At 62.3% G+C, this 1,673-nt stretch carries 1 protein-coding gene; it reads left to right on the forward strand.

The annotated features are described in order from the left end of the window. The first annotated feature begins 96 nt into the window (after positions 1 to 96). A complete protein-coding gene (locus CDV49_RS13570; protein WP_006473457.1) occupies positions 97 to 1,452 on the forward strand; it encodes an IS1380-like element IS1247 family transposase in 1,356 nt (451 codons plus the stop codon). The last annotated feature ends 221 nt before the right edge of the window (positions 1,453 to 1,673 follow it).

Raw genomic sequence — 1,673 nt, forward strand, 5'->3', positions numbered from 1 at the left:
AACCCACATTTCCCAAGTAAGGCGCTGATTTCGCTGTCCTGACCATTACATTTCCTATATAAAACATGGTGTTGAAGGCTGCGATGGGCGCGTTTCATGGATCACCCAGAGGGTGCGGGCTTGCAACGGGCAGATCGGGTGGATTTCGACCCTCGCGTGCGGCTGGAATTTCGCGGCACGCAGCTCAGTTCCGACGGCGGCCTTCTGGTGATGCGCGAGCTTGATGACGCGCTCGGGTTGTCCGATTTGGCGTCAGCGGCGCTGCGCGATACTCGCTCTGGCAAGAACACGGTCCATCGGCTCGACGGCCTGTTCCGGCAATCAGTCTTTGGGCGGCTGGCCGGATACGAGGATGTCAACGACGCCAACCGTCTCGCCTGCGATCCGGTCATGCGCCAAGTTGTCGGCGGCAGAGCGGTCGATGCACAAGCGGCCTCGGCATCGCAGATGGGACGGTTCGAGACCGAGACGCTGGCTCTGGCCGGGAACCGTGCCGCGCTGGCCGACCTGAACGGGCAATGGATCGACCGGTTCCATGACCGTAACGGGCTGAAGTACATCGTTCTGGACATGGACAGCTCGGTCAGCCCGACCCATGGCGACCAGGAAGGGTCCGCCTGGAATGGCCATTTCGACTGTAGCTGCTATCACCCCAACTTTCTGTTCAACCAGTTCGGGATGCTGGAACGCTGCGCCCTGCGCCATGGCAACGTCCACAGCGCCGATGGCTGGCGTGATGTTCTCGACCCCGTCATTGCGCGCTACGCGGAGCGCGACCTTGGTGGCAGGTTCTTCCGGGCCGATGCTGCCTACGCGATCCCGGCGATCTATGAGCGATTGGAAGAAGCGCGGTTCTTCTACGCCATCCGGCTGCCCGCAAACGCGGTCCTCAAGGACAAGATCGCGCATCGGCTAACGCGCCCTGTCGGGCGGCCGTCACTGACCAAGGTCAAGCGGTTCTTCGAGGAATTCGAGTATCAGGCGGCGTCCTGGGACAAGGAACGCCGGGTGATCGCCAAGATCGAATGGCATCCGGGCGAACTGTTCCCGCGTGTCGGCTTCATCGTCACCAACCTGCCGATGGAGCCGGACTGGGTGGTGCGGTTCTACAACCAGCGCGGCACCGCCGAGCAGCACATCAAAGAGGGCAAATACGCCTTTCGCTGGACGCGGCTGTCGTGCCGGAAGTTCCGCGACAATGAGGTGCGGCTGCAACTGCACGCCCTGGCGTACAACCTGGCCACCTTCTTGCGCTGCATCGAGCTGCCCGAGGCCATGGCCGACTGGTCGTTGACCAGCCTGCAACTGAAGCTGATCAAGATCGGGGCACGTGTGGTCCGTCACGCCCGCACCATCACCTTCCAGCTGGCCGAGGTCGCTGTCACCGGCACGATGGTACGCGCCATCCTCGCCGCTATCCGCCGATTGCGAGCGCCACCGCTATGCGCATGATCGCGATCCACGCTCAAACTGAACGAAAGCGGCTGGACAGATCTGTCCGCTGCGCTGAAAAACGCCGCCCCTGGGCAAGGAAACAGCGGCTTCGCGGTCTGATCCGTCCAGATCCAGCAGTCTGCGCGACCGCAGGTGCCGCTTGCGGCAGAAAATCCTTGTCTAGCGCTCGGATACAGGCGATCTTCACCTCAAACGACACGCCACTTGGGGAATGCAGG

The sequence above is a fragment of the Haematobacter genomosp. 1 genome (assembly GCF_002196855.1).
Lineage (GTDB): Bacteria > Pseudomonadota > Alphaproteobacteria > Rhodobacterales > Rhodobacteraceae > Haematobacter.